The following is a 24,777-nucleotide window of genomic DNA, read 5'->3' as shown; positions in this document are numbered from 1 at the left end:
GCACACACGCTCGACGTAGTCATATGAGGCTGGCAAACAGCCCGCGGAGGAGATTCTGGAGATGACGAGTTTTCCCAAACTCAGGGATGCTCGCGAGGAACGGCTCGCCCATGCCCGCGAGCGCTTCTTCCGCGACGAGATGCCCGACGAGGATGAGCTCTCGCCCTTGATCCTGCGCTCGTGGGAGCGCTGTCGCGACTTCGGGCTCGACCACCGCAGCGCTCAGGCAATCGATCCGGCAGGCCGCAGCCGCCTGTCGGAGTCCCGGGAGCGCAGCGCCCGCCTGCTGGAGCTCGGCAGTGGCGTGATGGAGCACGTGTTCGAGCAGATCCGCGCCTCGGGCAGCATGGTGTTGCTGGCCGACACCGACGGCATGATCATCCACAGCCTGGGCGATGCGGGTTTTGTCGATCGTGCGGAGCGCGTCTCGCTGCAGCCCGGTGCATGCTGGAGCGAGGATGTGCGCGGCACGAACGGCATCGGCACCGCCATCGCGGAGCGCCTGCCCATCGAGGTGCTCGGCGCCGAACACTATCTGGACAAGAACATCTTTCTTGCGTGCAATGCAGCGCCGATATTCGACGCCCGGGGCAAGCTCTCAGGCGTGTTCGACATCTCGGGCGACTATCGCAATCCCCAGCGCCATACGCTGGGCCTGGTGCGCCTGTCGGTGCAACTGCTGGAGAAGCGCCTGTTCGAGGCGGAGTTCTCCAACGACATCCTGCTCGCCTTCCACTCGCGTCCCGAATACATCGGCAGCCTGCAGGAAGGCATGATTGCCGTGAGCCCCGACGGCGCCGTTCTGGGGCTGAATCCCGTGGCACGCGAGTGGTTTGCGGGCATGGGCCTGTCGCGTGACGCCGCTGAGCTGTCGGACATTTTCCGCCCCAGCCTGGGCGTGATCCTCGATCGTTGCAAGGCGGCGCCCAATTCGATGGTCAGGCTGGACCTGCGCAAGGGTGGCGAGATCTACGTGCAGGCGCGCGCTCAACGACCGCTCGCGCTCGCCAATCCCCAGCTGGTGGTGGAGCAGGGGGGCTCGCTGCCTCAGGCTGCACGGCACGGCGGCCATGCTGCTGCACGCGAGCCCAATCTCGACTCGCTATGCACCGGCGACGAGCGCATGCAGCGCGCGCTGCAGCGCGCCAAGCGGATCGCGGGCAAGGACATTCCCCTGCTCATTCAGGGCGAATCGGGCGTGGGCAAGGAGATCTTCGCCCAGGCCTTCCACAACAGCGGGCCACGGGCAGACGGCCCCTTCATTGCACTGAACTGCGCAGCGATCCCCGAGAACCTGATCGAGTCCGAACTGTTCGGCTATGCCGGCGGCGCATTCACCGGTGCGCGCAAGGAAGGCGCCATCGGCAAGGTGCAGCAGGCACACGGCGGCACCCTGTTCCTGGACGAGATCGGCGACATGCCGTTGGCGATGCAGACCCGCCTGCTGCGTGTGCTGCAGGAGCGCTGTGTCACGCCCGTCGGCTCGATGAAGACGATCCCGGTCGATATCTCGCTCGTGTGCGCGACCCACCGCGTGCTGCGCGAAGCCGTCGCCAGCGGCGAGTTCCGCGAGGACCTCTACTACCGCGTGAACGGCCTGACCGTCACCTTGCCCGCCTTGCGCGAACGCACCGACGTTGCCTGCCTCGTCGAGCGCATCCTCAGGGCCGAGACAGCGTCGCTTCGTGGCACCCCGATCAGCATTGGCGCCGACGTCATGCGTTTCTTCGAGCAGTACGGCTGGCCGGGCAACATCCGCCAGTTGCAGAGCGTGATCCGGGTGGCCGTCGCACTGCTCGATGACGACGAAAGCGTCATCGAAGCCTTCCATCTCCCCGAGGAACTCTTCGGCGCGGATCAGCAACGTGACGACGCAGAACCGAACCGTTCGCCGCTGGTCAATGAACACACTGATGCACCACCGATCATGACTGCGTCACCGACAGCAAATGCAGCCCCCCGCAGTCTCGACGAGATCGAGCTCGATGCGATTGCCACGGTGATGCGTGAAGTCGGTGGGAACGTATCCGCCGCTGCACGTCGGCTCGGCATCAGCCGCAACACCTTGTACCGAAAACTCGGAAAGATCGGCTGAATCCGGGCGTTCAAGAAGCACTTGGCGCAGAATTCGGCCCGGATGCTGCAAACGCATCCATCGACAGGAATTGGTGCCATGAACTGCTTCAGGAAACTGCCCGGCTTCACCCGCACACCGGCCGGCCTCGAAACCCGCATCCTGCGGAAGCTGCCTGCCATCACGATTTTCGGAACGATCGCGCTCGTCCTGCCATCGCTCGTCGTTCGCCTGCTGGAATGGGGCAATATTTCGCACGAAGCGCTCGCGCGGATCGGCATGGTCGATATCTACGTCACCGGCGTCGTCGTGCTGCACTGGACGGTGGTGTTCACCGCTGCCATCGGCGCCTTCATCGTTTACGTGATGAAGGGGCCGGCCTATGTCGCTGATGCCTATGCACTGGTGGACGCAGACAAGCCTGCGGGCGAGGGTCGTCCGACGACATGACCGTCCGCACACTTCTGAAGATGGGCGACCCGCGTCTGCTGCAGCCGGCCGCCCCGGTGACCGCGTTTGGTACGCCCGAGCTAGAAGCGCTGATCGCAGACATGTTCGACACCATGGCCGTGAGCGGTGGTGTCGGGCTGGCCGCACCGCAGATCGGTGTGGGCCTGCAGGTCGTCATCTTCGGGTTCGAACGCAGCGAGCGTTACCCGGACGCCCCGCCCGTGCCGCGTACGATCCTGCTGAATCCGGAGATCACACCGCTCGACGACGCCACGGAAGAGGGCTGGGAAGGTTGCCTTTCCGTACCGCGCCTGCGAGGCATGGTCCCACGCAGCGTGAGGATCCGCTATCGGGGCTTCGATCCGCAGGGGAAGGCCATCGACCGTACCGCCGAGGGCTTTCACGCGCGCGTCGTGCAGCACGAATGCGACCACCTTCTTGGCGTGCTCTATCCGATGCGGATCAAGGATCTGCGCCGCTTCGGGTACACCGACGTTCTGTTTCCCGAGCTCGCGTAAGTCCCGGCGCGACTGGAGCGCTGCGCCGTTTTGATACGCATCAAAGCAATTCCCCGTCACCGGTCTAGCCTCACTGGACGACCCACACAGAGGAGACCGGAAATGAACATCATCAAGAACTGGGCCGAACGAACTCAGCGCCGCATGACCATGATGCAACGCATGATCCAGCGGCTCGACGTCGATAGCTCAAAGATCATCTGCGACGACAACGGCGTGACATTCCGCGCAATGATCGGACGCTGCCGCGGCTGCGAACAGCCCGAGGTCTGCAGCGCCTGGCTGGACGGCAAGCGCCCGGAGTCCAGCCCACTGGCTTTTTGCCCGAACGCCGCAGCCTTCGAGCCTTACCGAAGCCACTGAGCGGGTGATCGGCCTCGCCAGCAACCTGGCATCGGTCAATTCCGTCTAGGAGTCTGCGCGGCAGAAGCCAAGCGTCGGTGAGTTAAGTCCTCCCGGGCGTTTCGGGGCCGGTAGACTGTCGAGATGACGAGCTATCTGCCCTATTGCCCGCAGCAGCAGATGCTGCTGCCCCAGGCGCTGCAGGAGTGGCTACCCGAAGGCCACTTGGCGTACTTCATCAGCGACGCGGTCGACGGGTTGGACCTGAGCGCGTTCCACGCCCGGTATGCCGGTGGCGGACCGCGCAACCAGCCGTTTCATCCGGCCATGATGGTCAAGGTGCTGCTGTATGCGTACGCCACGGGCGTGTTCAGTTCGCGCAAGATCGCGCGCAAGCTGCACGAGGATGTGGCGTTCCGGGTCCTGGCGGCAGACAACTTCCCGGCCCACCGCACGCTGAGCGACTTTCGCGCTGTCCATTTGAAGGAGCTGAGCGAGTTGTTCGTGCAGGTGGTACGACTGGCCCGCGAGATGGGGCTGGTCAAGCTCGGGACGGTGGCCATCGACGGCACCAAGGTCAAGGCAAACGCCAGCCGCCACAAGGCGATGAGTTACGGCCATATGGTGAAGGCGGAGGCCGAGTTGAAACGGCAGATCGAGGCGCTGCTCAATCGGGCCAAGGCCGCCGACGACGCCGAGCGGAACGAGCCCGAGCTGGATGTGCCGGCCGAGATCGCGCGGCGCGAGGCGCGGCTGACGGCGATTGCTGAAGCCCGGGCGCGGCTCGAGCAGCGCCAGCGCGAGGCCGATCAGGCGCGCGGGCGCAGCGACGATGACGACCGTCGCCCGCGCGGCGGTGACGGCAAACCGAAGGGCGGGCGCTACAAGCGCGACTTTGGAGTGCCCGAGGACAAGGCGCAGGAGAACTTCACGGATCCGGACAGCCGCATCATGAAGCGCGCCGGCGGCGGGTTCGATCCGAGCTACAACGCCCAGACGGCGGTCGACGAGACCGCCCACATCATCGTGGCGGCCGAACTGACCAACAACGCCAGCGACGCCGGGCAACTGGCGGGGGTACTGCAGGCCGTGCGCGACAACGTCGAACAACGACCGCGCCAGGCGCTGGCCGACACCGGCTACCGCTCGGAGCAAACGTTCCGGGAACTCGACGGGTGCGGGACCGAACTGGTGGTGGCGCTGGGCCGGGAAGGCAAGCGCCGACTCGGTTTCGACCGCGAACGCAATCCGCACACCGCACAGATGGCCGACAAGCTCGAGAGCGAGGCGGGCAAGAGCGCCTACCGAAAACGGAAATGGATCGCCGAACCGCCCAACGGCTGGATCAAGAACGTGTTGGGATTCCGGCAGTTCAGCCTGCGGGGCCTGGAGCGCGTCAAAGCGGAGTGGAAGCTCGTCTGTATGGCGCTGAACCTGCGCAGGATGAGCACATTGAGGACGGCATGACGGGAAAAGGGGGCAAACCTGTCCCCGTTGCCGTCCGGCATGCGCGCCGCGACGTCGCAAAGCAACTTAACCACGGCCTCAGTCTCTTGCCGCACCTCTCGGTTCGCCAATCGTTCTGCTAAAAAACACGCTCTGGAGTTCTGCCGCGCAGACTCCTAGGGGAGTCTGGGACAGTGCAACTCCAGGCTCCTGTGGCGAATCGTAGTTTACATAACACAAATTATCGTGCTTTTCGTACGCCGTAAGATTGCGCGCCTATCGCATGCCGTTAAGATATTTGGCGGCACGTTTCGCGGCTGGCGAATGCTCGCAACGGCGTAGCAACTGGCACACCGCGTGAAGCTCGAACGCATCGACGCCTGCATCCAGCAGGCGTTTTTTTTCGGCTGCGATCCGGCGGCGCCAAGTGCGCGGCGACGGGCGCGAGAAGTGTCGGGCAGATCGGAGAAACCAGTACAGGCGGCGAAGCTCAGCGGACCACGGCGGCAGCATAAAAGCACAGAACTATACAGACGGCTACGCCGTGAGTGCCTACCGGCGGTCTCCCCGCCCGTCGCAGTTCTCCCCGTCCATCCGCACCCCCTTCCTCCCTCGCCTTCGCTTTGTTGTCGTGCCGTTCGTTGCGTCCCGTCAAGGGTGAAGTGAACGGGGCGGCCCCGCCCTTGACGTTCCGCCCCGACCGGCACGCCCCCACGCTCACGGCGACGGACTCAGGAAGTACGGAAGGACTAAGCCAGAGATGCGACAAACGGAGAGGATCATACGATCGGCTCCGAATCTAGGAACCCGGTAGGAGAAAAGACCATGATCCCGAAGGCACTGAGAAAATCTGCTGAATTCCTCGCCCGCCAGCTGGCGCTTGCGCTGGACGACATGACGGGCCGACTGGCCGAGCGCATGAAGCGTGCCGCCGACCCGATGAAGAAGGCGCGCGCGATGCTGGCCGAGGCCCTGCGCTTGATCGACCGGAACAGCAAAGATGGCGCGGCGGCCAGCGGTCGCATGCTGCGAGAGGTCGCAGCGCCATTCTTTGGGCGTGCAGACCTGCGGAAGCTCGGGACTGCGCTGTGCTGACCATCACGCCTGCATTGCCGCACATGCATTATGCTGCCGCCACATTTTCCATGCGGAGGAATCATGCACGCGAGATACTACATCGCCCTGCTGGCACTGGTCGCCACCACGAGCCAGGCGCAGAGCATCAACAGCAGTTCGAAAGAACACCCATCGTGCGCGAGCCTTCGATCACAGCTTGCACAGATCGACGAACAAGCACGCCAACGCTCAACCGCATACCTGACCGAGCAGCGCCGAAAGGTGACAGAGCGCATGTCGGAACTGGGGTGCAGCTTCATGGGCTAGCGGATACCGCCGTACGTACCGCCCGCGGGAATGAACCCCCCGCGGGTGTCGTCGATGTACTGCGGTTCAGCCGTCCGGCCCGCCGTCGGCAAAGCCGCCGCCTGTCCGGTCGCCTGCCCTTTGTTGCCAGTCTCCCATGCAACGAAATAGCCAGTTTCGGCGAGCTTTCGACATAGGTACTCGGGCGTACCCATCCGGGTTCCCTGATCGGTGTAGCAAACGCACTTGCTGGCACTCGCGATGCACGCAGCCGGATAGGGTGCCTGCACCGGCTTGGTGACTTCATCATATACGGGTGCAGTGTGGGGCAGGCCCGCAATGCGCGGCTGCTGCTCGGCGATCCATTCGCCGGTCGACTTGCGGCGGGCTGGACGCTCACCCATCGGCGTGAAGCCGCCCTGCCCCGTTTCCGTAACGCCCGCCACCTGTTGCACGGTGTCCAATTTCGGGCCTTCCGCTTGCCCTCGATACCAACCGTAAAACGCCCAAGCAAGGAGACCGAGCAGCACCGGGATCGCAAGCAAGAAGAAGATGCGCGCCGGTATCCGCGCCTTGTGCGTGTGGATCGTGGCGGACTTGTACGCATCAAACAGTTCTTTCGGGTATGCCCGCGTTTCGCTCACCGAATCCGCCCGCGTCTTGTCGCACTGCTCTTTGACCTGGCCCCACTTGTGCAGCGTCGCCATTCCTGCCCCGAAAGCGCGCACGACATGGACATGCTCGCCAGCCAGTCGCCGCACATTGCTATCAATGAGCATCGGGTGTTGCGTGATCAGGTAGATATCCCAACCGTTGTGCCGGTGAGTCTCAAACCGGGCGACGTACTCAGGAACAGCCGCGCCATTACCACGAGGCCGATACAAAGTCTGACACTCGTCATGAACGATGATGGCCCCGTCCGGGCAATCCATCCAGCGCGTCGGGTCCTCGAGAAGTTGCCAGCCCTCAAAGAGTTCCGGCTTTTGCAGTTCGATCCCGTGATAGAACACGGGCCGGTTTTCCTTCTGCGCGCGCTTGCGCACCGTGTCGAGCGTGAAAAGCGTTTTGCCTGCACCCGGCTGTCCGGTGTGAATGTAGATCATCCCTGGAGCCTCCGAAGGACAACCCGCATCGAAATCATGCCGTACGCCGCGAGGTAGCCACCGATCACGATATTAATCGCGTCGAATAACCCGACATAGGCCGCGAACTTAAGCATGATGGCCCCGATATGTCCGTAGCCGTCGAGACTTCCACCCCCAGCGCTATTGAGTGTTCCGATAATGGTTTGCATATCGGCGACGACAAAACCAAGCACGGTTTGCATCCCTTTCATCGTCGCAAACCCAATGCCAAGCCCGGCGAGAATCCAGCCTGCACGGCTCGCCAAAAATGCCGAAAGCCCCGCAACAACTCCCGCACCAATCAATGGAAACGCCATGTTCAGCCCCCAAACGCGCGCGTGATCACACCAAGAACCGCCATGTACGCAACCATATGAAGCATGACGCGCACGAAGTCACCTATCTCGCAGATAAAACCCGTATCGAAGGTGTAAGAGCGCCCCTTAAATTCAAAGCCCAACGACGGCAAGCACTCTTCCGTAAAGCTGACGTAGTTGTCCTGGGCACTCTGAAATGCTGACGCTATGTCGAAATCGAACTCACCATCCGCGTTGATAGCCTGCGCAACCTTCGCGGATTCAATAGTTCCCGTTCCGACCTGCTGTAAAAACTCCGCCGCTTCCGTTTCCGCTTGCGCTGCATCGCATCGTTGTTTGTGGACCGCTTCAGCTATAGCGCACTGGACGGCATCCCCGCTGCACTTGAAGCCGCCAGAGCATGAACCGGCGAAGCTCCCTTCGGTCTTCGTGCCAACGCATGACGGGTGTGCCGGATTGCTCTTGCAGAACTCAGACAGCGGCTGTTCCGTCGTTTCCGTTTTGGTTTCCTCATTCGCTATCGAACCATCGGGATTCCGGTAAATCGTCGTGGTTTCCTTCGTGGTCGTGGCCTTGCCGCCGTCCGTGCTGGTCGTTTCCTTCGTGGTCGTTTCGGTCGTCGAGCCGTCCGGGTTCGTGGTCGTGTTTTTATTGCCCTCCGCTGGCGTGGTCGTAGTGTCATTCTGGACAGTTTCGCCCGGTTGAGGCGCTACACATGCGTCGATGCCCTTGGCCTGCCCCCAATAACCGCCCGTGGCCTGACAGCCTTTCTCATCGCTGCCTGACTCCCACCAAGGCCGCTCTTGCTGCTCGACATAATCGAGCGTCGGATAGGTGCCATCGCCCCCGCACGTCGTGCCCGTCATCTTGAACGGACCACGCATAACACAGGACTCTCCGAGCGACACAAAATCGCCCTGCCCTGAAATGCCAGAGCGCGTACATTCGGTCGCGGTTGCCTGCACGGCGCAAGTGCCATCGCAGAACGTAGAGCCACCGCCGCCAGCCGAACTGACAGCCGCCCAGCTATCCGAAGTGCCATAGCTATTGCCAGCCTTCGCCTCGCAGGGGTTTTTGCACTCAGTGCCCGTCCAGGTATAACCCGGCGTACAGGTTATGCACTGCCCGCCATACCAATGTCCGCCAATATCTTCGCACTGCTGCTGCGGCGTTTGCTGTACCTCACAGGCTCCCGTTGTCGTGTTACGCTCTTGGCCCTCTGGACATGCGGGAGGATTAACGCACGTATCTCCCACCTGCGTTCCCCCATAATCACAATTAAAGTTCCGATAAACCGTAACGCCTGTCAATGAATTGGACGGCTTTTGCCGACATGACAGCATGTAATATCCATATTCGTCCGACTCATACGGGTTAGCAGCAAAGAACGGATCACCTCCGCAAGCAGCATTCCAATCCGGATAACGCGGATATGAAGAACCCGTGTTGCGGCTCCAATCCTTCCTCGCTGGATAATCTTGCGCCATCGCTAACATTGGCAAAGCGACGAGTGCGAAACCCACCACAAAAAACATCAATCGGCGAAGATGAGCCATGCTGCCCCCAAGTAACAAACTAGAACCCACGTCCCCATTTCCGACCCCCTGACATGAAAAAGGGCGAGCCGAAGCCCGCCCCCGGCATTCCAGTGGTGCGCAATTACATTGCGCGGCGCACCCACTTGAAAACCTTGATGCCGACCATGACCAGCAGGACGGCGGCACCGATCGCGGCGATCGGAGTAGCAGCGCCTTCGATCTCGGTCACGACTTCCGCGACATCCACGGCGGCGAACGAGACAGCAGGAACGAGCGCCAGAGCGCCCAGTGCGAAGTTACGGATTTGCTTCATGTCGAATCCCCTTTTTCATCGACGTTGAGAACCCGGGCGAGAACCCGGAACACATATGCAACCGCCCAAACCAGCAGGACCGCCCCACCGACTTGTGCGCCTTGCTCTGGTGTCAGGGCGAAGGGCGAGTTAAGCGCCGCATCGCCGCTGACGAGTACATAGGAACAGGCCGAGACTTCCGCCGGTTGCGGCTGGACGGCGTAAATCGTGCCGTCGGTATCGACCTGGACGCAGATGGTCATGCTGCGGCCTTCTGCTGGACCGGGTGGAGGCCCCGGACGAACGCGGTGAGGCGACGCTGGCGGTCGGTGTCGAGCGCAATCTCGACGGCGTAGTGCCCCGGCGCGAAGTGCTGACGATCCGTCAAAAGCGCTTCCATAAAGACGCGCTTGTTATCGGGGAGCGTGCAGAGGCCCTCGATGATGGTGAAGGAGCGCGACGGGTCCTTACGGCCTTGAATGACGCGCGAGCTGGTGAGTTCGAACGGGAAACGCATGATTTTTCCTTATGCCGCTAGGGTAGGTTCCCAGACCGGGGCGGCGTTGCCGGTGATGGGGTTGTGTCCGTTGGTGCCCTGCCCGACGCGCCACGGTGCGCGCTGTAGTCGGACGGCCTTGTAGAGTTCGGCCACTTCGTCCGGGGTGGCCTGCTTGGCCCACGCTGGCGCGATGGCTTCGGTATAGGTGCGCTCGCTCTCGTCCAGCGCGAGGAAGGCGCGGATCGGTGCGGCGAGCTTCTTGGGGAGTTCGGGCACGTGCAGACGGGCGAGGACTTCATCCGTCTTCATGCCGAGGGTCAGCAGCGCATGGATGGCGCGGCCCGCCTGCTTGCGGGCGTGTTCAACAGCGCGCTCGATGTGAGCCTGGGCGACGTGGCGAACGGTCTTGATCTGGCGCTGTTCGGCGTTGTGGTGTTCGAGGCACCTGTACGCGCCAGCGAAGTAGGCGCCGGGGTTGCGGATGGCGTCGATGGGGATCGTGCGCCCGTTGCGGTTGCGGGTTTCAACCTCAAGGCGGAACCACGGCGAGTCCGGGTTGCCCTGTTCCTTGCCCTTCTCGTATCCACGGAACACGCGGCCCGACTCGCGGGAGCCAACGTAGAAGGTGCAGCCCTTGCCGGTGCCCATGTCGTCAATCAGGCGAGCAAGCGGGCTTTGACCGCGCTGAGGCTTGAAGCCGTCCGCCTCGTATTGGGCGCGGCACCAGTCGATGCTGTACTGCTCGCCTTCGAAGTCATCAACGGCATGGTCGATGCGCGTTATGCGGGCTTCGAGCATGTCCAGAGAGTCCGCGACCGCTTCCCAGTCCTTAACCTGCATGCAGCCTGCGCCGGTCAGTTCGACGTGGATCGTGTCGCCGTTGCCACCGTAGGCAACGAGGCCGACGCCATCAATGTCGATGCGGTGCTTGTAGCCGTTCCAGCCCTTGCCGGTTTCGACGATGCGGGCCTCAATGCCAAGCCAGCCTTTCAGCAGGGTTTCGATGACCTGGCGAGCGTTCGCCGGGTCCATCCAGAACGTGACGCCGAGGAAGTCAATGAAAGCGGATTGCATGGCCTGCCTCAGCGCCCTTGGTGATCGAAACCAATGGCCAGAGCGAACGAGTCCGCAACGTCTTTCCCGTGGATGCGCCCCAACTCCTGAAAAACACAACGAACAAACATGACCGCCGCTTGCTGCCGATTCTGCGTGTCTGTATTCAACGCGAAATGTGCGAACTCCCGAGCGTGATACGCAATGTCGATCAGCAACGGAACATCGAGCGTCGGGACACCCCCCGGCACCGCTTGCGCGGTGGGGAGTTCCGAGGGGATTTGAACCTGAGCAGCCGCTACCGCCTCAGCACCTTCCGGGTGCAAACACTCCGAGGTGTCGCCGCCGCAACTGAAGAAGCCGCCGCAAGCTTTGCAATCGTTCATGTCAGTTCTCCCAAACTGGTTGATAACGCCACTACCGAATGACCGCCGCGACTCTCGACCGCAGCGCTACCGTCGAATCAGGCCCGTATTACTAGACGGGCCTTCTAGGCTTGCGCCCCTCCCCCGCTAATCACCCACTATGGGGTGGGGGGTATTACAGGAACTCTGTAACTGGGCGTGACAATACAGACACTCTTTAATTTTTGTCAAGAGATTCTTTAAAGACTAGGATTGCACCAGACCCAAGGAGGGCCACAACATGAGCGCGATAACACGCCGAATCGCTGAAGCCATCGACACAGGCAGAGCAAAGAACTACTCCGACCTAGCACACCAGTTGGGAGTCACCCCCGCTGCAATCACTGAATGGCGGAAGGAACGCAGCGCCCCGAACGAGGATCAAGCCGCCGCACTGGCCGCGCTGCTGGGAAAGCCTGAAGTGATGGCCGAGTGCATGGCCGCACGGACCCGGCGACCGGAGACGCGCGCCATGTGGGAGCGCGCCGCGAAAACCTTGAGCATGGCAACGGCATTAAGCATGGTTGCCGTTGTCCTTTTGTTATTGACAGGCGCAGGAAATAGCGCTTATGCATCAAGCGGTTGCAACGAACCGCGAGCAATAACACAAATTATGGTGTTTTTACGCATCATTCCTTTGACGTCAGCGACGTCATACGAAGGATCAAGCGAAATGCGTCTGCACCGCCAGACTCGGCCGAACGATGACACCAAGCCATCCTGCAGCACCGCGGCTGTGTATAATGCGCCCCGCTTTGGCACACCCAGGATGCGGGGGTGGCGGAATTGGTAGACGCACTGGATTTAGGTTCCAGCGCCGCAAGGCGTGAGAGTTCGAGTCTCTTCCCCCGCACCACCTGAAAGCGCCAGGCTTTCAGGCTCTCGGTACAGCAGCACAGCGCCTCGAGCAGGATCCTGCGGAGTGAATTTGGCACACCGGGTCGACGCCGACCCGGTTCCCGCCAGCGCCCACCCAGGAATCAGCTGCTGCGTCCGTAGGTGTCCTCGAAGCGCACGATGTCGTCCTCGCCGAGATAGCTGCCCGACTGCACCTCGATGATCTCCAGCGGCACCTTGCCCGGATTCGCGAGCCGGTGTGTATGACCTAGCGGGATGTAGGTCGACTCGTTCTCACCCAGCAGGAAGGTCCGTTCGCCGCAGGTGACTTCGGCCGTGCCCTTGACCACGACCCAGTGCTCGGCCCGGTGGTGATGCATCTGCAGGCTGAGCTTGGCGCCCGGATTGACAACGATGCGCTTCACCTGGAAGCGCTCGCCCGCATCGATCGAGTCGTACCAGCCCCACGGGCGATACACCTTGCGATGGCTCTTCGTCAGGCTGCGGCCTTCGGCCTTGAGGCGCGCGACGACCTTCTTCACGTCCTGCGTATGGTCCTTGTGCGCCACCATCACCGCGTCCGGCGTTTCCACCACGACCATGTCATCGCAGCCGACCGCCGCCACCAGGCGGCTGCCCGAATGCACCAGCGTGTTACGGCAGTCCTCGAACAGCACCTGACCACGCCCCGCGTTGCCGGCGGCATCCTTGTCCGACACGGCCCACAGCGCGTCCCAGGCGCCGACGTCCGACCAGCCGGCCGCCATCGGTACCACCACGCCCGTACCAAGCTCAGGCGCGTCGGCGAGCCGTTCCATGACCGCATAGTCGATCGAGTCGCTCGGGCAGCGCTCGAAAGCGCCCTGCTCCAGGCGGATGAAATCGGCATCCGGCTTGCGACCCGCATAGGCCGCCTCGCAGGCGTTCGCCATATCCGGGTTGAAGTGGCGGATCGCCCGCAGCCACACCGAGGCCTTCATCATGAAGATGCCGCTGTTCCAGAAGTACTCGCCGCTATCGACGTAACGCTGCGCGGTGTCGCGGTCGGGTTTCTCGACGAATTCGACCAAGGCTCGACCAAGGCGCCCCTCCGCGAGTGCCTCGCCGCTGCGGATGTAGCCGTAACCCGTTTCGGGCCGGTCCGGCACGATGCCGAAGGTGACCAGGGCGCCATCCGCAGCGAAGGCGCTGCCGTCCGCGATCGACTGCTGGAAGGCGGCGATGTCGGTGATGACATGGTCTGCCGGCATCACCAGCAGGATCGGATCGCCCTCCTCCTGTGCGGCCAGCGCGGCGAGCGTCAGCGCCGGCGCGGTGTTGCGCCCGAAGGGTTCGAGCACGATCTGCGGAGCGCGTACGCCGATCTGGCGCAACTGCTCGGCGATGATGAAGCGGTATTCCTCGTTGGTCACGACGAGCGGACGCGGATCCACCTCCCGCGCGCCGAAGTCCTTCAGCCGCAAGCCCGTTTCCTGCAGCAGCGAACGCTCGCCGGTCAGCGGCAGGAGTTGCTTCGGATAGCTCTCGCGCGACGCTGGCCAGAGCCGCGTGCCCGATCCGCCGGAAAGAATGACGCTCTTGATGATCATGTCGGGAAGATCCTGTGCTGTCGTCGAGGTGTTGTACTTGAGGTGTTGAAGGCGGTGACTGCCGGCGGTCAGCCGATCTCGACCAGCATGCGGCTCACGCCCTCACGCCAGTCCGGCAGATGGAGGCCGAAGCGGATGCGCAGCCGGGTCGTGTCAAGCCGGGAGTTCAGCGGGCGCACTGCTGGCGTCGGATAGCTCGATGTCGGGATAGGGGCGATCTCTCGCGCGGCCAAGGGCCGTCCCGCGGCACGGGCTGCCTCGATGACGAAGCTGGCGTAGCCATGCCAGCTCGTCTGCCCGGACGCCGCCAGGTGATACGTGCCGCACAGGCTGCGGTCCGCCAGCGTACTGCGGATGGCGTGAGCGCTGACATCGGCGATCAGGTCCGCACCGGTCGGCGCGCCGATCTGGTCATCGATGACGGTGAGCCGCTCGCGCTCCGCCGCCAGGCGCAGCATGGTGCGGGCAAAGTTGCCGCCGCGTGCCGCATGCACCCACGAAGTGCGGAAGATCAGGTGATTGCAGCCGCTGTCCCGGATCGCGTCCTCGCCGGCAAGCTTGGTCGTGCCATAGACGGACAACGGACCGGTGGCGTCATCCTCGCGCCACGGCCGCTCACCGCTGCCGTCGAACACGTAGTCGGTCGAGTAATGCACCAGCAACGCACCCAAGGCCGCAGCCTCGCGCGCCAGCACGCCCACCGCATCGGCGTTGATGCGCTGCGCCAGAGCAGGCTCGCCCTCTGCCTGGTCGACCGCCGTATACGCTGCGGCGTTCACGATCACGGCAGGCGCCAGCTCGCGCACGGTAGCGGCGAGTGCATCGGGCTGACCCAGATCGCCGCACAGCCCGTCGCAGCCGCTGCGGTCCAGCGCCACCACTTCGCCGAGCGGCGCCAATGCGCGCTGCGCCTCCCAGCCGACCTGCCCGTTCTTCCCCAGCAGCAGGATCCTCATGCGCCCTGCCCCCGGTCGCCGTAGTTGGCGGCCACCCAGTCGCGATATGCCCCGCTCTGCACGTCGGCAATCCACTGGGGGTTGTCCAGATACCACTGCACGGTCTTGCGGATGCCGGTCTCGAAGGTCTCGGCCGGACGCCAGCCCAGTTCGCGTTCGATCTTGCGCGCATCGATGGCGTAGCGGCGGTCATGGCCCGGGCGGTCCGTGACACGGGTGATCAGGCGTGCGTAGCCGCCCTCGGGCGAAGGCCGCAGCTCGTCGAGCAGGGTGCAGATCGTGCGCACGATGTCGATGTTGGCCTTCTCGTTCCAGCCTCCGACGTTGTAGGTCTCGCCCGGCGTGCCGCGCGCCAGCACCTCGCGGATCGCGCTGCAGTGGTCGGTCACGTACAACCAGTCGCGCACGTTGAGGCCATCGCCGTACACCGGCAGCGGCTTGCCGGCCAGGGCATTGACGATCACCAGCGGAATCAGCTTCTCCGGGAACTGCCAGGGGCCGTAGTTGTTCGAGCAGTTGGTCGTCAGCACCGGCAGGCCGTAGGTGTGATGCCAGGCGCGCACGAGGTGGTCGCTGGCGGCCTTGCTCGCCGAGTACGGGCTGTTCGGCTCGTAGGTCTTGGTTTCGGCAAAGGGCGGATCCTGCGGGCCAAGCGAGCCATAGACCTCGTCCGTGCTGATGTGCAGGAAGCGGAACGCGGCCTGCATCCCGGGCTCGAGCGTCGCGCGATAGGTACGCGCGGCCTCCAGCAGCGTAAACGTGCCCTCGACATTGGTGCGCACGAAGGCGGCCGGGCCGTGGATGGAGCGGTCGACATGGCTTTCGGCCGCGAAATGCACGATCGCGCGAGGTCGGTAATCGGCGAGCAGGCGATCGACCAGGGCACGGTCGCAGATGTCCCCCTGCACGAAGACATGGCGCGCATCGCCCCGCAGCGCGGCGAGCGTTTCGAGGTTGCCGGCGTAGGTCAGCAGGTCGAGGTTGAGGATGGGCTCGTCGCTGCGCGCGAGCCAGTCGAGGACGAAATTGGCGCCGATGAAGCCGGCGCCGCCGGTCACGAGAATCAAGTTGGAAGCTCCGCCCGATGACAATGTGCGGGATTATCGCATTGCCGCGCGAATCGCCCACAGCTTGTGCTACATCCTCAGGCGATCGGCATAGCCGGTCATCTCCAGGTAGCCCTGTCCGGTCTCGCGTTCCTGGCCATCCGGCGACGCCTCGCGCAGACGTACAGCGCCCTCCCAATACACCGCGCCGGTGGATGCCCGGCTGTCGAGTTCCTGGTCGTCCATCAGCGGGGCCAGGTGCAGGATGCGGCCATCGGCCAGATGCAGGCGCCACTCCACCGGGTAGCGCGCACCGGTGCGCGGCGACTGCCAGTACCGCAGCGGCTCGAAGCGGACCTCGTCGGGCCGGAAGCGCCTCGCCCCGCCCTGCGCATCGCCCAGCGTGCCCGCCGCCCACATTGCCCGCCCTTCCCCGTCACGCATCTGGAACAGCATCAGCGAGCCGCCGTCGTGCAGGTTGATGCCGATCCAGTCCCAGCCGCGCGCACCCTCGGGCAGGATCTCGCTCGACCACTCGTGGTCGAGCCAGGCGTGCCCGGTCACGGCCAAGGTCCTGCCGTCCAGCTTCAGCGTGCCCGACACCTTCAACTGCGGGCGACTGTAGTAGTAGCTGGCGTTGATCGGATCCGGCGCCTTCTGGCTGAACCCCGCGCTGCCATTCAGCACGGGCGCGCCCCCCGGCTCGAACTCGAGTTCGAAGCCGAAATCCTCCGCTTCGATGCGGCTGCGATAGCCGGCAAGCGCTGCCTCGCCGCCCGCCAGGAACCAGTCGCCGACCCGCACGACCGTCCTGCCCTCCACCGCCTCGGCCAGCCCCGGATAGGCACGCGCGGCGCGTTCCGCATGGCGAAGACGCCCTGTCGCGGGGTCGGCCACGGCCGCATGCGCGAGCACCAACTGGCGTGGCGCGAAGCGGCTCGGGTTGTCCTCGCCGATCCGCGTCCGCACACGGAAGAAGGTGAGCTGGAAGCCGCGCTCGACGCCGGCCTCGTCCCTGAGCCAGCCGGTGATGTACCACCATTCGGTACGGTAGTCCGGATGAGCGCCGAAGTCCCGGGGGAACTGCAGCGCCTGCCCGGACAGGACCGGGGGATAGGGCGGCGTAGTCGGCGCGACCTGCGCGACGACAGGGCCAGGGAAGATCAGCGTTCCAACGACCATCCACGCACCGACAAGCACCGTGCCCAGCGAGAAGTTGCCCATTCTCGCCACTGCCCTGCACAGGTACGCAATCACTCGCTGCCCCAACCCGGCTGTCTTCATCACCCTGCCCTCACCAGTCCGCCTTCACCGCCAGCACCGCCGAGCGCCGCATCGCACGCGCCCCCGCCAGCCGGGCGACCACGGCCGCCAGCAGCACCAGTCCGATCGCAAAGGTCGCCAAGGCCGTCCATGGCACGGCGAGTTCCATGCTCCAGTGAAAGCTCTGGCGGTTGACGATCTCGATCAGGATCCACGCGATCGCACCGCCGGCGAGCAGGCCGGACACCACACCGAGGCCGGCGGTCAGCGCACCCTCCATCGCAATCAGGCGGCCCACGTCGCCCCGCGTGAAGCCCAGATGCCGCAACATGCCGAACTCGCCCTCGCGGGTCGTTGCCAGTGCGGCAAAGGTGGTCGCGATCCCGAACAGGCCGATCATGATCGTGACGGCTTCCATCAGGTAGGTGATCAGGAAGGTGCGATCGAAGATCTCCAGGCTGATCGCGCGGATCTCGCCGGGCAGCGCGATCGTCACGTGTTCTGCGCCGAAGGCCGCACGCAGCGCTGCCGCCACTTCGCCGACCGGCATGCCCGGCTCGACTTCGATGGCCGCATCGTTGATGCGACGGTCGCCCGTCAGCGCGACGTAGTCCGCACGCTCGATCAGCGCAGCACCGTGCTGGCGCGCGTAGTCGCGCCAGATGCCCGCGACGACGAACTCCCGCATCTGCCCACCCAGCGGCAGGCTCAGACGGTCGCCCACGCCGATACGCCGGCGATCCGCTGCCGCTTCGGAGATCCAGGCTGGCGGCACCTCGCTCGCCGCCGGCCGCTCAGTCGAACCCGCAATCAGCGGCAGGCCCCAGTTGCCACGCACCGGCCGAGCCAGCACGCTGAACAGCGGCTCATCGTCCGAGATGCGCAGGTTGACGAGGCGCGTCGTATCCACGGATGCCACGCCGGGCACTGCCGCGATCCGTGCCAACGCCGCATCATCCAGGTAACCGCTGCCCGAGGACGACGACGCGCGCACGTAGAGGTCTGCGGGCAGCACCTGCGTCAGCCAGTCGTCGACCGAGACACGAAAACTGCTGACCATGATCGCCATCGCCGAGGCCAGCGCCACGCTGGCGATGACACCCGCGCCCGCGACGACCGCCTGGCCGGGCGTCGCCGACAGGCGCGCGTGTGCCAGGCGCCAGCCCACGCCCTGCGCCCGCCCCAGCAACGGCAACAGGGCACGAGCCAGCCGGGGCAACAGCAGCACGGCCGCCGCCAGCAGACACGCCACCGCGGCATAACCACCGACGGGAATGCCCGCCAGCGGAGGCAGCAGACACGCGGTGGCGGCCAGCGCCAGCAGACCCAGACCCGCGGCAGGCCGGCCCCGCGCCTGCGACAGGCCCGCGTACGCAGCCTCCCCCGCCTTCAGTGCGCGCGCTGGCGCCACCCGCGAGGCCTCGCGGGCCGGCAGCCACGTCCCCGCGACACCGGCGGCGACACCCAGCAACAGATAGCCCGCGATCAACACGCCATCGAACTGCAACTGCGGCCGGGTCCCGCGGAAGAATCCTGCGCCAAGATCGCCCCCCACCAGCTGGAATGCCGCCACGGCCAGCCCATGGCCCAAGGCCACGCCCAGCACGCCACCCGCCAGCCCGACCGCTGCCCCTTCGGCGAGCAGTCCGCGCAGCAGTTCCCGGCGTTCCAGCCCGAGCGCGCGCAGCAGGGCGAACTCCCGCCGGCGGCGCGCCACCGACAACAGCTGGGTGGAGAACACCAGGAAGCCGCCGGTGATCAGCGCAATCGCCGCAAGCATGGTCAGATTGACCCGATAGGCACGCGACAGGGCACCGACCTCGCTCGCCGCAGCCTCCGGCACCCGCAGCGCAAGGCCAGGCGGCAGCAGCGGCGCCAGCGCCACCCGCGCTGCATCGGGACTGACACCCGCTGCCAGTTTGAGATCGATGCGGCTCAACACGCCCACGCGGTCGAAGTGCTGCTGCGCCGCGCCGAGATCCATCACCGCCAGCCGGCCGCTCGCGCCGGGCAACTCGCCGGCGACCTGCAGGGCGAAGCTGCGCACCCCGGATTGCACCCACAGCATGCCGTCGCGCACCGCAGGCGGCGCGGACTGGCCGTCGCTGCGCAGCTGCGGCTCGCCCAGCCGCGCCCGCGCCTCGGCCGAAAGAAAGACATTGTGCGGCTGCAGCGCCGCGAAGCGCCCGTCCTCACCGCCAGCGCGGGAAGCCAGCGGCATTAGCGCCGGCTGCACCCGCGCAATGCGGAACAGGTCCACGCCGAGAATCTCCAGACTGTCCTCGCGTCCGGGCAGCCTGGCCTCGACGACGAGCAGCGGACTGGCCTCCGCCACTTCCGGCCGCAAGGCCAGCACGGGGTAGATCGCCTCGTCGAAGCCCTCTCGCGGCCCGATCAGCTGCAGATCGGCGTCGCCGGCAATCAGCCGCATCCCACGCCCGAACTCATCCAGTGCGGCGGCATGGATCAGCTGCACCGCCAGCCCCAGCGCCACCCCGAGCGCGATGGCGAGCAGCGACAGCGCCGTCGCCAGTCGTCGGCGCAGCAGGCTGGCAAGGAACAGGCGCCCCAGCAGCGCGCTCATGCGCAGCCCGTGATGTCGACGAGCCTCCCGGCACCGAGTTCGAGCACCCGGTCCGCCCGTCGGGCAGCGGCGCGCGAGTGCGTCACGAGCACGCCTGCGGCCCCCTGCTCGCGGATCTGCGCCAGCAGCAGGTCGAGCACCTCGGTCGCGCGGCCCGGATCGAGGTTGCCGGTCGGCTCGTCGGCCAGCACCACGCGCGGTGCATGCACGAGCGCACGCGCGATCGCCACCCGCTGCAGTTCTCCCCCCGACAACGTGTGCGGCGCATCGTCGGCCCGTTCGCCAAGGCCGACCCGCACCAGCAGCGCGCGCGCCTTGTGCAGGGCTTCTGCGTCGGACACCTTCAGCAGCCACAGCGGCAGCGCGACGTTCTGCACCAGGCTCAGGTGCGGCAGGATGTGGAAGGCCTGGAACACGAAGCCGAAGGCGCGGCGCCGCAGCCTGGCCAGCGCGTCGTCGTCGAGATCGTCGACGCGCTGGCCACCGACCCGGATACGACCGCCGTCGACCGGCTCGAGCCCGGCGATGCAATTGAGCAGCGTCGACTTGCCCGTTCCAGACTCGCCGACGATCGCGACACACTCTCCTGCTGCCACCTCCAGTATCAGGTCATCGAACAACAGGCGTGGCGGGCTACCGGGGAGATTCTTGCGAAGGGATTGGACGCTGAGCATGAGGCGATCTCGGGGGCGGCAAGGCGCCGGAATGAAACGGACGCGGCGAGGCCACCGCGACGAACGCGATTTTGTCATCCCGCAAGCGAATTGGTTGCATCGGCCGTGCCCGACGAGTGCAACGGAAGGCCACGGCAGACGAGCGACAGGCCGCCAGCCACGCGAATCCGGGATCGATGCCGTTTCGCGTATATACTCCGCCCGCCTGCCCGCGCGCGCCCTGGGCCACGGCGCCCTCCCCGTCCCCCGCCCCGCATGCCGGTCGATCACTACGAGAACTTTCCTGTCGCCTCCCTGCTGCTGCCGGCCCACCTGCGCGAGCCGGTCGAGGCAATCTATGCGTTCGCCCGCAGCGCCGACGACGTTGCCGACGAGGGCGATGCCCCGGCGGTGGCGAGACTGGCGCGGCTGCACGACTATCGGCTCGCGCTGGAGGCCTGTGCCCATGCCGTCGCGGTCAAGGACGAGACGCTGGCGCCGATGTTCGCCCGTCTCGGCGGCGCGATCCGCGCGCACAAGTTGCCCCTGCAGCCCTTTCGCAACCTGCTCGACGCCTTTTCGCAGGACGTCGGCAAGACGCGATACCGCGACTTCGCCGAACTGCAGGACTATTGCCGGCGCTCCGCCGACCCGGTCGGCCGCCTGCTGCTGTGCCTGTACGATGCCGCCACGCCGGACAACCTGCGCCGCTCGGACGCCATCTGCACCAGCCTGCAACTGATCAACTTCTGGCAGGACGTTGCCATCGACTGGCAGAAGGGGCGCATCTACCTGCCACAGGACGACATGGCGCGCTTCGGCGTTACCGAGGACGACATCGCCGCCGGTCGCAGCAACGATGCCTGGCGCGCACTGATGGACTTCGAAGTGCAACGCGCGCGCCGCATGATGCTCGATGGCGCCCCGCTCGCCCGCGCCCTGCCCGGCCGCCTCGGCTGGGAGCTGCGCCTGATCGTACTGGGCGGCCTGCGCATCCTCGAGCGCATCGAAGCCACTGCTTACGACGTATTCCGCCACCGGCCCGTGCTTGGCAAGGGCGACTGGCTGCGCCTGGCTGGGCGCGCCCTGAACTACCGGAACATCGCATGAATCCGCACGACTACTGCCAGGACAAGGCCGCCAAGAGCGGCTCGAGCTTCTACTACAGCTTCATGTTCCTGCCGCCCGAGCGGCGCCAGGCGATCACCGCGCTGTACGCCTTCTGCCGCGAGGTGGATGACGTGGTGGACGAATGCCACGACGTGTCCCTGGCCCAGGCCAAGCTCGAATGGTGGCGCCAGGAAGTGGCACGCACCTATGCCGGCACGCCCACCCACCCGGTCGGCCAGGCACTCAAGGATGTGCTGACGCGCTTCAACCTGCCGCAGGAACAACTGCTCGAGATCATCGACGGCATGGCGATGGACCTGTCGCAAACCCGCTACCTCGACTTCAAGGGACTGCAGCTCTACTGCTACCGCGTTGCCAGCGTTGTCGGCCTGCTCGCCGCGGAGATCTTCGGCTACCAGGACCGCCAGACGCTCAAGTACGCGCACGATCTCGGCCTCGCCTTCCAGCTCACCAACATCATCCGCGACGTCGGCGAAGATGCCCGCCGCGGCCGGATCTACCTGCCGATCGAGGACCTGCAGCGCTTCAACGTGCCCGCCAAGGACATCCTCGAGGCACGCTATTCCGACGCCTTCCGCGATCTGATGAAGTTCCAGGCCGAGCGCGCCGAACACTTCTACGAACAGGCCTTCGCCCAACTGCCGCAGGTCGACCGCAAGTCACAGCGCCCGGGCCTTGTGATGGCGGCCATCTACCGCACGCTGCTGCGCGAGATCGCGGCTGACGGCTTCCAGGTGCTGGACCGCCGTACCTCGCTGACGCCACTGCGCAAGGTATGGCTGGCGGGTACCACGTGGTTCAAGGGCTGAGCTGATGAGCGTGCCCGTCGTCGCGGTCATCGGTGCCGGCTATGCCGGCCTCGCCTGTGCGGTGGAACTCGCCCGTGCCGGCGTGCATGTGACGGTGTTCGAGCGCTCGCACACCCTCGGCGGGCGCGCGCGCGTGGTGCACAAGGATCACCACTGGCGGGTGGACAACGGCCAGCACATCCTTATCGGCGCCTACACCGAGCTCACCCGCCTGCTGCGCCTGACCGGTGGCTCGCCCAAGCTGCTCGCCCACTTGCCGCTGACCCTGCACGTGCCGGGCCGCCTGCACCTGAAGGCCGCCGCACTGCCCGCGCCTTTCCACCTGGCCGTGGGCCTGCTGCGAGCGAAAGGGCTGACGTGGGCCGACCGGATGGCGATGGTCCGCCTGATGCGCAGGCTGAAGAAGAGCGACTTCCGCGTGCCGCCCGAGATGACCGTCACCGGCCTCATGCGCGAGACCCGCCAGACCGCCGCAATGATCGAACTCGTCTGGGTGCCGCTATGCGTCGCGGCGCTCAACACCCCGCCCGGAGACGCATCGGCGCAGATCTTCGCCAATGTGCTGCGCGACAGCCTGGCCGGCTCCGCCAGTGCCAGTGAGTTGCTGATCCCGCGCGTCGATCTGTCCGAGCTGTTCCCTGTACCGGCCGCACGCTATCTCGCCACCCGCCGCGGCAAGCTGCGCACCGGCAATGCCATCGACGCGATCCGCCCGGTCGCCGGCGGCTTCCGCCTCGAGGGCGACCCCGGCAGCCAGCCCTGGCCGCATGTCGTGGTCGCGACCGCGCCCTACCATGCGGGTACGCTGCTCGCCTCCACCGGCCAGTGCGACCGGCTGGCGGCACAGATCGACGCGCTGCCGCACGAACCGATCGTGTCGGTCTACCTGGCCTTGGGAAAGGGGCAGCGACTGCCCGAACCGATGATCGGCCTCGTGAGCGGTGCCACCGCAGGCCCTGCCCAATGGGCGTTCGACCGTGGTCAACTTGGCGGCCCGGAAGGCCTGATCGCCTGTGTGATCAGTGCCAGCGGCCCGCACGAAACCCTGCCGCGCGACGAGCTGATCCTTCAGACCCATGCCCAGCTCGAACGCCATCTCGGCCGGCGCCTGCCCTCGCCCGAATGGTCGCAGGTGATTGTGGAGAAGCGCGCGACCATCGCCTGCAGACCCGGCATCTTCCGCCCGGGCATCCGCACGCCGATGCGCGGTTTGTGGCTCGCGGGGGATTACCTCGAGTCGGACTATCCGGCCACGCTCGAATCCGCCGTGCGCTCCGGCATCGCCTGTGCGCAGGCCATCCTCGCCGAACTCGGCTACGCCAGCTGACCCGCAGCGGGCACCTTGGTCGCGCTCAGGCCGGAGTGTCGGCCAGGTGGGCGAGGATCGGATCGAGCATGGCTGCCCCGAGGCGCTTGCTGCGCGCGCCGTTCCAGCCCGTCAGTTCGTCGGGCAGGTTCGCATTGTCCTTGAACGGCATCTCGAGCGTGAGCGACACGCAGCCGAAGTGGTTGGCGACCCACTTGCTCGCCAGCGTGAGCAGTTCCTCGCCGAAGCGGCCCGGCTTGTAGCCCTCCGCGATCTGGAAGTCCGGCGCCACGGCGGCAAAGGCTTCGATGAAGCGCGCTTGCCGACGTGCGGATTCCGCCGTGAAGCCCGGCACCTCCTCCGCCGTCGAGAAGAACACGTAGGGCAGCGCCTCGTCGCCGTGAATGTCGAGGAAGAGGTCGCAACCGGTGCGCTGCATCTCCTCGCGCACGAGAAACACCTCGGGGCTGGCCGTCAGGTCGGGTTCGCGCCATTCGCGGTTCAGGTTGCGGCCCGCGGCGTTGGTGCGCAGGTTGCCGCGCACCGCGCCATCCGGGTTCATGTTGGGCACGATGTACAGCACGGCCTGCTCCCGCAACTTGCGGGCCACGGCGTCCGCCCCGTCGAGCAGGCGCTCGAGCAGGCCCTCGACGAACCATTCGGCCATGGTCTCGCCCGGGTGCTGGCGCGCGATGATCCACACCGGCCGGCGCGCCGGGGACGGATGCCCGACGACGACCACATCCAGGTCGCGGCCGTCGACGGTCGCGCCGAGATTGCGCACGCTGGCGAAGGGCGAGGTTTCCGCCCGCGCCAGCAAGTCCAGATGGCGCTCGTGCGAATAGGGCTCGAAGTAGGCGTAGTAGACGCTGTCGCGCTCGGGCGTGTGCTCGACGATCAGTCGACCGTCCTCGTAGCGCGTCCCGGCCACGCGGAACCAGGTCCGGCGATCGTAGGAGGCGACGCAGCGATAGCCCGGCCAGCCATCCGGATACGCCGCTTCGGCTGCATTCTCGATCACCAGTCGCAGCGGCTTACCCGCGGCATCCATCAGGCGGAAATGGAACCACTGGCGGAAGTCGGCGGCATTGTCGGCACGCAAGCGCAGACGAATGTCCTGCGGGTCGTCGAGACTGACGATCTCGATCGCGCCCGCGTCGAAACTCGAGCTGATGCGCATGGAT

26 protein-coding genes and 1 tRNA gene are annotated in these 24,777 nt (G+C 65.5%); 12 read left to right on the top strand and 15 right to left on the bottom strand.

Translation table 11 applies throughout. The features are described 5' to 3' along the window. Positions 1 to 61: 61 nt before the first annotated feature. From C664_RS00435 to C664_RS00405, 7 genes are all read left to right on the top strand, one after another. Complete coding sequence (locus tag C664_RS00435; RefSeq protein WP_004251218.1) at positions 62 to 2,095, top strand: sigma-54-dependent Fis family transcriptional regulator; 2,034 nt, start codon at positions 62 to 64, stop codon at positions 2,093 to 2,095. Between the two features lie 21 nt (positions 2,096 to 2,116). Continuing rightward, positions 2,117 to 2,524, top strand: a complete 408-nt coding sequence (locus tag C664_RS00430) for a hypothetical protein (protein ID WP_232435041.1) — start codon at positions 2,117 to 2,119, stop codon at positions 2,522 to 2,524. Then, positions 2,521 to 3,042: a peptide deformylase gene (gene def / locus C664_RS00425; RefSeq protein ID WP_004251212.1), complete on the top strand. Its 522-nt coding sequence runs from the start codon at positions 2,521 to 2,523 to the stop codon at positions 3,040 to 3,042. Before C664_RS00430 ends, def begins: the two co-directional genes overlap by 4 nt. Positions 3,043 to 3,144: 102 nt before the next feature. Beyond that, positions 3,145 to 3,405, top strand: coding sequence for a DUF6455 family protein (locus C664_RS00420; protein WP_004251210.1), 261 nt, complete (start codon positions 3,145 to 3,147; stop codon positions 3,403 to 3,405). A gap of 123 nt (positions 3,406 to 3,528) precedes the next feature. Further along, on the top strand, positions 3,529 to 4,851 hold the full coding sequence (locus tag C664_RS00415; RefSeq protein WP_004251208.1) for an IS1182 family transposase: 1,323 nt from the start codon (positions 3,529 to 3,531) through the stop codon (positions 4,849 to 4,851). An 804-nt stretch (positions 4,852 to 5,655) separates the two neighbouring features. Beyond that, the gene (locus tag C664_RS00410) at positions 5,656 to 5,925 is read left to right on the top strand and encodes a hypothetical protein (RefSeq protein WP_004251206.1); all 270 of its coding nucleotides are present in this window, start codon (positions 5,656 to 5,658) and stop codon (positions 5,923 to 5,925) included. Between the two features lie 63 nt (positions 5,926 to 5,988). Further along, positions 5,989 to 6,213, top strand: coding sequence for a hypothetical protein (locus C664_RS00405; protein ID WP_004251203.1), 225 nt, complete (start codon positions 5,989 to 5,991; stop codon positions 6,211 to 6,213). Here the strand turns inward: C664_RS00405 and C664_RS00400 are convergent. From C664_RS00400 to C664_RS00365, 8 genes are all read right to left on the bottom strand, one after another. Then, entirely contained in the window at positions 6,210 to 7,295 is a 1,086-nt protein-coding gene (locus C664_RS00400; protein ID WP_004251200.1) for a zonular occludens toxin domain-containing protein, read from the bottom strand. The two genes, C664_RS00405 and C664_RS00400, sit on opposite strands and share 4 nt — an antisense overlap. Then, positions 7,292 to 7,633: a DUF2523 family protein gene (locus C664_RS00395; RefSeq protein WP_038010482.1), complete on the bottom strand. Its 342-nt coding sequence runs from the start codon at positions 7,631 to 7,633 to the stop codon at positions 7,292 to 7,294. Before C664_RS00395 ends, C664_RS00400 begins: the two co-directional genes overlap by 4 nt. 2 nt (positions 7,634 to 7,635) lie before the next feature. Then, positions 7,636 to 9,189, bottom strand: a complete 1,554-nt coding sequence (locus tag C664_RS20560; protein WP_157353842.1) for a hypothetical protein — start codon at positions 9,187 to 9,189, stop codon at positions 7,636 to 7,638. A 103-nt stretch (positions 9,190 to 9,292) separates the two neighbouring features. Continuing rightward, the gene (locus C664_RS00385) at positions 9,293 to 9,484 is read right to left on the bottom strand and encodes a major capsid protein (protein WP_004251188.1); all 192 of its coding nucleotides are present in this window, start codon (positions 9,482 to 9,484) and stop codon (positions 9,293 to 9,295) included. Beyond that, positions 9,481 to 9,726 carry a hypothetical protein gene (locus C664_RS00380; RefSeq protein ID WP_004251186.1) on the bottom strand — a complete coding sequence of 82 codons (246 nt, stop codon included), beginning with the start codon at positions 9,724 to 9,726 and terminating at the stop codon, positions 9,481 to 9,483. The genes C664_RS00385 and C664_RS00380 overlap by 4 nt, the downstream gene beginning before the upstream one ends. Next, complete coding sequence (locus C664_RS00375) at positions 9,723 to 9,980, bottom strand: hypothetical protein (protein WP_004251183.1); 258 nt, start codon at positions 9,978 to 9,980, stop codon at positions 9,723 to 9,725. Before C664_RS00375 ends, C664_RS00380 begins: the two co-directional genes overlap by 4 nt. A 9-nt stretch (positions 9,981 to 9,989) precedes the next feature. Beyond that, positions 9,990 to 11,036 carry a replication initiation factor domain-containing protein gene (locus C664_RS00370; protein WP_004251177.1) on the bottom strand — a complete coding sequence of 349 codons (1,047 nt, stop codon included), beginning with the start codon at positions 11,034 to 11,036 and terminating at the stop codon, positions 9,990 to 9,992. Between the two features lie 8 nt (positions 11,037 to 11,044). Next, positions 11,045 to 11,401 (bottom strand): hypothetical protein, encoded by a 357-nt coding sequence (locus C664_RS00365; protein WP_004251174.1) that lies wholly within the window; start codon positions 11,399 to 11,401, stop codon positions 11,045 to 11,047. A gap of 259 nt (positions 11,402 to 11,660) precedes the next feature. Between C664_RS00365 and C664_RS20150 the strand changes: the two genes are divergently transcribed. Together C664_RS20150 and C664_RS00360 are read left to right on the top strand one after the other, a co-directional pair. Next, complete coding sequence (locus C664_RS20150) at positions 11,661 to 12,212, top strand: DUF3693 domain-containing protein (protein WP_083483019.1); 552 nt, start codon at positions 11,661 to 11,663, stop codon at positions 12,210 to 12,212. Continuing rightward, a tRNA-Leu gene (locus C664_RS00360) sits at positions 12,191 to 12,275 on the top strand. Before C664_RS20150 ends, C664_RS00360 begins: the two co-directional genes overlap by 22 nt. A 124-nt stretch (positions 12,276 to 12,399) precedes the next feature. Here the strand turns inward: C664_RS00360 and C664_RS00355 are convergent. From C664_RS00355 to C664_RS00330, 6 genes are all read right to left on the bottom strand, one after another. Continuing rightward, positions 12,400 to 13,845: a mannose-1-phosphate guanylyltransferase/mannose-6-phosphate isomerase gene (locus C664_RS00355; RefSeq protein ID WP_004251173.1), complete on the bottom strand. Its 1,446-nt coding sequence runs from the start codon at positions 13,843 to 13,845 to the stop codon at positions 12,400 to 12,402. Between the two features lie 68 nt (positions 13,846 to 13,913). Then, positions 13,914 to 14,801 carry a dTDP-4-dehydrorhamnose reductase gene (rfbD, locus tag C664_RS00350; RefSeq protein ID WP_004251170.1) on the bottom strand — a complete coding sequence of 296 codons (888 nt, stop codon included), beginning with the start codon at positions 14,799 to 14,801 and terminating at the stop codon, positions 13,914 to 13,916. Beyond that, positions 14,798 to 15,868, bottom strand: a complete 1,071-nt coding sequence (gene rfbB / locus C664_RS00345; RefSeq protein ID WP_004251165.1) for a dTDP-glucose 4,6-dehydratase — start codon at positions 15,866 to 15,868, stop codon at positions 14,798 to 14,800. The genes rfbD and rfbB overlap by 4 nt, the downstream gene beginning before the upstream one ends. Before the next feature lie 69 nt (positions 15,869 to 15,937). Then, a complete protein-coding gene (locus C664_RS00340; protein WP_004251163.1) occupies positions 15,938 to 17,071 on the bottom strand; it encodes a lipocalin-like domain-containing protein in 1,134 nt (377 codons plus the stop codon). Between the two features lie 70 nt (positions 17,072 to 17,141). Next, complete coding sequence (locus tag C664_RS00335; RefSeq protein ID WP_004251161.1) at positions 17,142 to 19,694, bottom strand: ABC transporter permease; 2,553 nt, start codon at positions 19,692 to 19,694, stop codon at positions 17,142 to 17,144. Next, on the bottom strand, positions 19,691 to 20,368 hold the full coding sequence (locus C664_RS00330) for an ABC transporter ATP-binding protein (RefSeq protein ID WP_004251159.1): 678 nt from the start codon (positions 20,366 to 20,368) through the stop codon (positions 19,691 to 19,693). The genes C664_RS00335 and C664_RS00330 overlap by 4 nt, the downstream gene beginning before the upstream one ends. A 255-nt stretch (positions 20,369 to 20,623) precedes the next feature. Between C664_RS00330 and hpnC the strand changes: the two genes are divergently transcribed. From hpnC to hpnE, 3 genes are read left to right on the top strand one after another with little or no spacing between them, the layout of a single operon-like run. Beyond that, the gene (gene hpnC, locus C664_RS00325; RefSeq protein ID WP_004251157.1) at positions 20,624 to 21,457 is read left to right on the top strand and encodes a squalene synthase HpnC; all 834 of its coding nucleotides are present in this window, start codon (positions 20,624 to 20,626) and stop codon (positions 21,455 to 21,457) included. Next, positions 21,454 to 22,287 carry a presqualene diphosphate synthase HpnD gene (gene hpnD / locus C664_RS00320; RefSeq protein WP_004251155.1) on the top strand — a complete coding sequence of 278 codons (834 nt, stop codon included), beginning with the start codon at positions 21,454 to 21,456 and terminating at the stop codon, positions 22,285 to 22,287. Before hpnC ends, hpnD begins: the two co-directional genes overlap by 4 nt. Before the next feature lie 4 nt (positions 22,288 to 22,291). Then, positions 22,292 to 23,614: a hydroxysqualene dehydroxylase HpnE gene (hpnE, locus tag C664_RS00315; protein ID WP_004251152.1), complete on the top strand. Its 1,323-nt coding sequence runs from the start codon at positions 22,292 to 22,294 to the stop codon at positions 23,612 to 23,614. A 25-nt stretch (positions 23,615 to 23,639) separates the two neighbouring features. Here the strand turns inward: hpnE and C664_RS00310 are convergent, their stop codons facing one another. Beyond that, positions 23,640 to 24,773: a M14 family metallopeptidase gene (locus tag C664_RS00310; protein WP_004251151.1), complete on the bottom strand. Its 1,134-nt coding sequence runs from the start codon at positions 24,771 to 24,773 to the stop codon at positions 23,640 to 23,642. Between the last annotated feature and the right edge of the window lie 4 nt (positions 24,774 to 24,777).

This window comes from Thauera sp. 63 (genome assembly GCF_000310165.2).
GTDB classification, from domain to species: Bacteria; Pseudomonadota; Gammaproteobacteria; order Burkholderiales; family Rhodocyclaceae; genus Thauera; species Thauera humireducens.
The sequence above is the reverse complement of the archived record's forward strand: the minus strand, read 5'-3'. Positions and strand labels throughout refer to the sequence as shown.

Coding starts and splice junctions, on each gene's coding strand:
- C664_RS00380 (WP_004251186.1), bottom strand. CDS start 9,726: ATGACCATCTGCGTCCAGGTCGATACCGACGGCACGATTTACGCCGTC.
- C664_RS00385 (WP_004251188.1), bottom strand. CDS start 9,484: ATGAAGCAAATCCGTAACTTCGCACTGGGCGCTCTGGCGCTCGTTCCT.
- C664_RS00375 (WP_004251183.1), bottom strand. CDS start 9,980: ATGCGTTTCCCGTTCGAACTCACCAGCTCGCGCGTCATTCAAGGCCGT.
- C664_RS00355 (WP_004251173.1), bottom strand. CDS start 13,845: ATGATCATCAAGAGCGTCATTCTTTCCGGCGGATCGGGCACGCGGCTC.
- def (WP_004251212.1), top strand. CDS start 2,521: ATGACCGTCCGCACACTTCTGAAGATGGGCGACCCGCGTCTGCTGCAG.
- C664_RS00420 (WP_004251210.1), top strand. CDS start 3,145: ATGAACATCATCAAGAACTGGGCCGAACGAACTCAGCGCCGCATGACC.
- C664_RS00400 (WP_004251200.1), bottom strand. CDS start 7,295: ATGATCTACATTCACACCGGACAGCCGGGTGCAGGCAAAACGCTTTTC.
- hpnD (WP_004251155.1), top strand. CDS start 21,454: ATGAATCCGCACGACTACTGCCAGGACAAGGCCGCCAAGAGCGGCTCG.
- C664_RS00365 (WP_004251174.1), bottom strand. CDS start 11,401: ATGAACGATTGCAAAGCTTGCGGCGGCTTCTTCAGTTGCGGCGGCGAC.
- C664_RS00435 (WP_004251218.1), top strand. CDS start 62: ATGACGAGTTTTCCCAAACTCAGGGATGCTCGCGAGGAACGGCTCGCC.
- C664_RS00410 (WP_004251206.1), top strand. CDS start 5,656: ATGATCCCGAAGGCACTGAGAAAATCTGCTGAATTCCTCGCCCGCCAG.
- C664_RS00395 (WP_038010482.1), bottom strand. CDS start 7,633: ATGGCGTTTCCATTGATTGGTGCGGGAGTTGTTGCGGGGCTTTCGGCA.
- C664_RS00370 (WP_004251177.1), bottom strand. CDS start 11,036: ATGCAATCCGCTTTCATTGACTTCCTCGGCGTCACGTTCTGGATGGAC.
- C664_RS20560 (WP_157353842.1), bottom strand. CDS start 9,189: ATGGCTCATCTTCGCCGATTGATGTTTTTTGTGGTGGGTTTCGCACTC.
- rfbD (WP_004251170.1), bottom strand. CDS start 14,801: ATGAGGATCCTGCTGCTGGGGAAGAACGGGCAGGTCGGCTGGGAGGCG.
- C664_RS00340 (WP_004251163.1), bottom strand. CDS start 17,071: ATGGGCAACTTCTCGCTGGGCACGGTGCTTGTCGGTGCGTGGATGGTC.
- C664_RS00330 (WP_004251159.1), bottom strand. CDS start 20,368: ATGCTCAGCGTCCAATCCCTTCGCAAGAATCTCCCCGGTAGCCCGCCA.
- C664_RS00335 (WP_004251161.1), bottom strand. CDS start 19,694: ATGAGCGCGCTGCTGGGGCGCCTGTTCCTTGCCAGCCTGCTGCGCCGA.
- C664_RS20150 (WP_083483019.1), top strand. CDS start 11,661: ATGAGCGCGATAACACGCCGAATCGCTGAAGCCATCGACACAGGCAGA.
- C664_RS00405 (WP_004251203.1), top strand. CDS start 5,989: ATGCACGCGAGATACTACATCGCCCTGCTGGCACTGGTCGCCACCACG.
- hpnE (WP_004251152.1), top strand. CDS start 22,292: ATGAGCGTGCCCGTCGTCGCGGTCATCGGTGCCGGCTATGCCGGCCTC.
- hpnC (WP_004251157.1), top strand. CDS start 20,624: ATGCCGGTCGATCACTACGAGAACTTTCCTGTCGCCTCCCTGCTGCTG.
- C664_RS00415 (WP_004251208.1), top strand. CDS start 3,529: ATGACGAGCTATCTGCCCTATTGCCCGCAGCAGCAGATGCTGCTGCCC.
- C664_RS00310 (WP_004251151.1), bottom strand. CDS start 24,773: ATGCGCATCAGCTCGAGTTTCGACGCGGGCGCGATCGAGATCGTCAGT.